5 protein-coding genes are annotated in these 4,363 nt (G+C 74.4%); 2 read left to right on the forward strand and 3 right to left on the reverse strand.

Annotation, left to right across the window (positions count from 1 at the left end; translation table 11 throughout):
* A partial coding sequence (locus tag C6N75_RS25385; RefSeq protein ID WP_105871214.1) for an FAD-dependent monooxygenase occupies positions 1 to 1,303 on the reverse strand: 1,303 nt, incomplete at its 3' end.
* Positions 1,304 to 1,495: 192 nt separating this feature from the next.
* Between C6N75_RS25385 and C6N75_RS25390 the strand changes: the two genes are divergently transcribed.
* Together C6N75_RS25390 and C6N75_RS25395 are read left to right on the forward strand one after the other, a co-directional pair.
* Positions 1,496 to 2,233 carry a hypothetical protein gene (locus C6N75_RS25390; RefSeq protein ID WP_105871210.1) on the forward strand — a complete coding sequence of 246 codons (738 nt, stop codon included), beginning with the start codon at positions 1,496 to 1,498 and terminating at the stop codon, positions 2,231 to 2,233.
* A 122-nt stretch (positions 2,234 to 2,355) separates the two neighbouring features.
* Entirely contained in the window at positions 2,356 to 2,535 is a 180-nt protein-coding gene (locus C6N75_RS25395; protein WP_105871211.1) for a hypothetical protein, read from the forward strand.
* 129 nt (positions 2,536 to 2,664) lie between these two features.
* Here C6N75_RS25395 and C6N75_RS25400 read toward each other — a convergent pair whose 3' ends face one another.
* The gene (locus C6N75_RS25400) at positions 2,665 to 2,892 is read right to left on the reverse strand and encodes a ferredoxin (RefSeq protein WP_105871212.1); all 228 of its coding nucleotides are present in this window, start codon (positions 2,890 to 2,892) and stop codon (positions 2,665 to 2,667) included.
* Complete coding sequence (locus tag C6N75_RS25405; protein ID WP_105871213.1) at positions 2,886 to 4,079, reverse strand: cytochrome P450; 1,194 nt, start codon at positions 4,077 to 4,079, stop codon at positions 2,886 to 2,888. Before C6N75_RS25405 ends, C6N75_RS25400 begins: the two co-directional genes overlap by 7 nt.
* Between the last annotated feature and the right edge of the window lie 284 nt (positions 4,080 to 4,363).

The following is a 4,363-nucleotide window of genomic DNA, read 5'->3' on the forward strand; positions in this document are numbered from 1 at the left end:
CGGGTGAGGCGCATACGGGGGCCGATCGTCGCGGGACGTCCCAGGAGGGGCGTGCGTTGAGTCCCGCGGCGTCCACTCCGGTGACCCGGCGGGTGCAGGACCTGATATCGGCCAGTTTGTCGGCTGGTAGGACTTCCGCGATGTCCGTGAAGCCGTTCGGGGCAAGGGCCTCCACCTGACGGAGCAGCGGGTCGGGCTCCAGGCTGCGATGGGCCGCGAGCAGTGCGGCGGTCGCGGGGCGGCGCAGGGCGTCGTAGCGGGCCAGGGCCTCGTCGACGGGGTGGTGGGCGAGCTGGTGGGCGAGGACCCGGGCGTCGACGATGGCCTGCGAGGCGCCGTTGGAGCCGGTGGGGTACATGGGGTGGGCGGCGTCGCCGAGGAGGACGGCGCGGCCGTCGATCCAGGTGGGCAGCGGGTCGCGGTCGATCATGGGGTAGCGCGTCACGCGCGGGGCGCGGGCGATCATGGCGTGCAGGTCGACGTGCTCGTTGCGCCAGTCGCGCAGATGGCGCAGCGCGCCGGCCGGGTCGGCGGCGCTGTCCCAGTGGTCGGCGGCGGCGGTGTCGGCGTCGTGGGCCTCGACGACCCAGTTGAGGACGCAGTGGCCGGAGGCGTCGGCGGGGGTGATCGGGTAGACCACGGTCTTGACGTTGGCGTTGCAGCCGATGATGAGCATGGTGCGGCCGTCCAGGAAGGGGCGGCCGCGGCTCAGTCCGCGCCACATCCCGATGCCGTTGGCCAGCGGGGGGCCTTCGCCGGGGTACATCACGGCGCGGGCGGTGGAGTTGACGCCGTCGGCGGCGATGAGCAGGTCGGCCTCCAGCGGCGGCCGCCCGGCGGCGTGCACCCGTACGCCGGGGCCGTGCGGGCCGGCGGTGTGCTCGTAGCCCCGCATCCGCCAGTCGGTGGTGAGGGCGGCCGGGCCGAGCCGGCGGACGACCGCCTGGAGCAGCACGCTCTGCAGGCGGGCGCGGTGCACGGAGAACTGGGGCCAGTGGTAGCCGGCGTCCCGGCCGCGCGGTTCGGACCAGATGGTTCCGCCGTAGCGGTGGTGGAACTCCAGCCGGGCGGTGGCGACGGCCTGGGCGGCGATCGGCGCGTCCAGGCCGAGTTCGGTCAGTTCGCGTACGGCGGCGGGCTGGAGGTTGACGCCCGCGCCCACGGGTCTGAGGTGCGCGCAGCCCTCCAGGAGGCGGATGTCGCGCAGCCCGGCGGAGAAGAGGCTGAGAGCGGTGGCGAGTCCGCCTATTCCGGCGCCTGCGACGATTATTCGGGGGGAGTTCCGGTCCGTGGTGCGAGCCACTTTCTCACCCTTCTCAGGAAGCCGTTCGTCGTTCGAAAGTGCGGCACGCGGGCGCTTCACACAACCGGTCCCGTGACCGGCCGTAGTAGTGGCAGGCCGCTGTGCCGCCCTTCACCCGATCAGCGCACCGGCGGGTGCCCCGGGCCGATCGGCGTGTCTTGAATGGGGAGACGGCGACAGGAAGGCCACGTCATGCATCACGCCGATTTCGACGCGTGCGACCTGCAGCGCCTGCGGCACGCCGTGAACTACGCGCGCCACGCGTCCCATACGCCGCTCGACGTCCTGCTCCCCCCGTGGATACCGGGGGACCTGAAGCGCGCGATACGGGCGGAGTGCACGGTCTCGCACTGCGGCATCCTGCTGTTCCCGCCGACCGTGGAGGCGGCGCTGGCGCACTTCCGGCGCAGCGGCTGGCGGGCGGCGGAGCCCATTCCCAGCGTGCTGGTGAAGCGGCGGCTGATGGAGCGTCACGGGCTGCCGGACGACACCGGGGTGTGGGTGACGCGGGTCCGTCCGGCGGCCGGTCCGCAGGTGGAGGTGTTCCTCTTCCCGACGTCGTGCCGGCGCTTCGCGCCACAGATCGCGGAGGAGGAGCGCACCCACGGTTTCGAGAACCACGTCGGGCTGTTCATGGGCCGGGCCCGGGGCGACTCGCTGCGGTATCTGGCCGAGCGGCTGGAGGACGACGGGCAGCTCGTGTTCGAGGGCTCGGCGCACAACCCGCACGAGAACACCACGATGGTGTACTTCGCGCCCGGCGCCCGGGTGGCGACGGCGCGGCGGCGGTTTCCGCGCTGGGAGGTGCAGTGCCCCGGGGACCTGACGTCGGCGGTCAAGGACCGGCCGGTGCGGGAGGCGGCGCTGGCCGAGGCGTACGCGGCGCTGCGGGACAACTCCCGCCCGCGGGTGGCCGCGCCCCTGGGGTGAGTGCGCGGACGCGGCGGGGCGGTCACCGGGTGCGGTGGCCGCCCCGCCGCCGCGCGGGCGGGGCTGTTTCCGTGGCGCGGCCCGGGGCAGGCGGTCGGTAAGCGTCTACGGAAAGGACCGACATGAGCGCCGGAGAGAAGGCCAAGGCCAAGGCGGAGCAGGTCGTCGGCAAGGCCGTGCGGAAGGCCGCCCACGCGATGGGCAACGAGACCACCGCCGCCAAGGGCGCCGCGCTGGAGACCCGCGGCAAGGGGCGTGAGACCAAGGAGAAGGGCAAGGACGCCGGAGGTCTGGGGCGCTGACCCGCCCCGGCGAAGCCGGTGCGAGACGGCCGCGTGCGGCCGTCGACCGCCGCTCCCCCCGGCCCGGCCGCGGCCCCGCGTACAGCAGGTGTACGCGGGGCCGCGCCGTCGTCTCCGTGCCGGGCGGTCTCAGCGCCGGGGGCCCACCGTGCGCGGACCGTCGCGCACGACGATGGCCAGCGCCGGGCAGGAGTCGGCGGCGTCCAGGGCGCGTTCGTCCTCGGCGATGTCCCGGCGCACCGGTTCGGCGGTGTCGCCGTCGAGCCGGAACAGGTCGGGGGCGAGCCCGGCGCACATGCCCGAGCCCATGCACTGGCCCCGGTCGACCTCGGCGGTCCAGGTCACCCGGGTCACCATCCCACCGGCATCTCGCGCGGGCCGCGCACCAGCATCTGGTTCTTCCACCGGACGTCGCCGGCCACGTGCAGTCCGGGGAAGCGGGTGATCAGCGCCTGTACGGCCTCCTGGAGCTCCAGGCGGGCCAGCGGGGCGCCCAGGCAGTGGTGCACGCCGTGGCCGAAGCCGAGGTGCTGCACCGCGGTGCGGGTGACGTCGAGCCGGCCGGGGCCGGTGAACTTCAGCGCGTCGTGGTTGGCCGCGCCGATCGCCACCAGCACCGGCTCGCCGGCCCGGACCAGGGTGCCGCCGACCTCGACGTCCTCGGTGGCGTAGCGCGGGAAGGCGGCGGCGCTGCCGAGCGGCACGAACCGCAGCAGCTCCTCGACGGCGCCCTTGACCAGGTCGGGGCGCTCGCGGAGCAGGGCGAGCTGGTCGGGGTGGTCCAGCAGGGCGTGGACGAAGTTGGGGATCTGGCTGGCGGTCGTCTCGTGTCCGGCGACCAGGATGCCGACGCACAGGTCGACCAGTTCCAGTTCGGTGAGCCGGTCGCCGGTGTCCCGGGCCTCGATGAGGCCGGTCATCAGGTCGGGGCGGGGGTGTGCCCGGTGGTCGTCGATGAGCGCGGCCATGTAGGCGCGCAGCTCCTCCCGGCTCTGCCAGAACTCCTCGGCGGTGAGCGAGCTGGTGGACAGCGCCGCGTCGCTCCACACCCGGAACTTGGGGCGGTCCTCCTCGGGGACGCCGAGCAGCCGGCAGATGACCGCGACCGGGATGGGCAGGGCGTAGGACTCGACGAGGTCGGCCGGCGGGCCCGCCGCCTCCATCTCGTCGAGGAAGCCGTGGGTCAGCTCGCGCACCTGCGGCCGCAGCTTCTCCACCTGGTGCACGGTGAACGCCTTGGCGACCAGGGTGCGCAGCCGGGTGTGGCCGGGCGGGTCCATGCTGAGGATGCCGGCGTCCTGCTGGGCTTCGGACTGGCGCGGCTCGTCGTGCTTGAGGGCCTCGGCGCGGCTGAAGCGCCGGTCGCCCAGGACCAGCCGGGCGTCGGCGTAGCGGACGGCCAGCCAGGCGGGTTCGCCGTAGGCCATCTGCACGCGTAACAGGCCGGGGCGCTCCAGCGCTTCGGCATACGCCTCGGCCAGGTCGAGGCCCTCGGGTTCGTTGAACGGGTAGCCGAGCGGAGTGTGGTCCGCCGTTGCGGTCATGGGGCGCCTCCGGTGTGTAAGCACGTGCTTACAGAACCTAGGGTGGTCGGCACGAGGCGGTCAATGGCGCCGCTCCGCCGTCCGGGTGACGGGCCGGGCGCCGGGGAAGGGGTGGGCGACACCGATGACGGAGACCACGCGGACGGCGCGGAGGGACGCGGTGGCACGGCGGGGGGGCGGCGGGGGGCCGGGGGGGGGGGCGAGGCGGGGGAAGCTGGTGGCGGCGGGGTCGGGGCTGTTTGGCGGGCGCGGGGACGACCGGGCGAAGGGGGGGGGGAGCGCCG

The organism is Streptomyces solincola, from assembly GCF_002982015.1.
Lineage (GTDB): Bacteria > Actinomycetota > Actinomycetes > Streptomycetales > Streptomycetaceae > Streptomyces > Streptomyces solincola.

Excerpts from the sequence above, each read along its gene's own strand:
- C6N75_RS25400 (WP_105871212.1), bottom strand. The coding sequence starts at position 2,892 with ATGGTGACCCGGGTGACCTGGACCGCCGAGGTCGACCGGGGCCAGTGC.
- C6N75_RS25395 (WP_105871211.1), top strand. The coding sequence starts at position 2,356 with ATGAGCGCCGGAGAGAAGGCCAAGGCCAAGGCGGAGCAGGTCGTCGGC.
- C6N75_RS25405 (WP_105871213.1), bottom strand. The coding sequence starts at position 4,079 with ATGACCGCAACGGCGGACCACACTCCGCTCGGCTACCCGTTCAACGAA.
- C6N75_RS25390 (WP_105871210.1), top strand. The coding sequence starts at position 1,496 with ATGCATCACGCCGATTTCGACGCGTGCGACCTGCAGCGCCTGCGGCAC.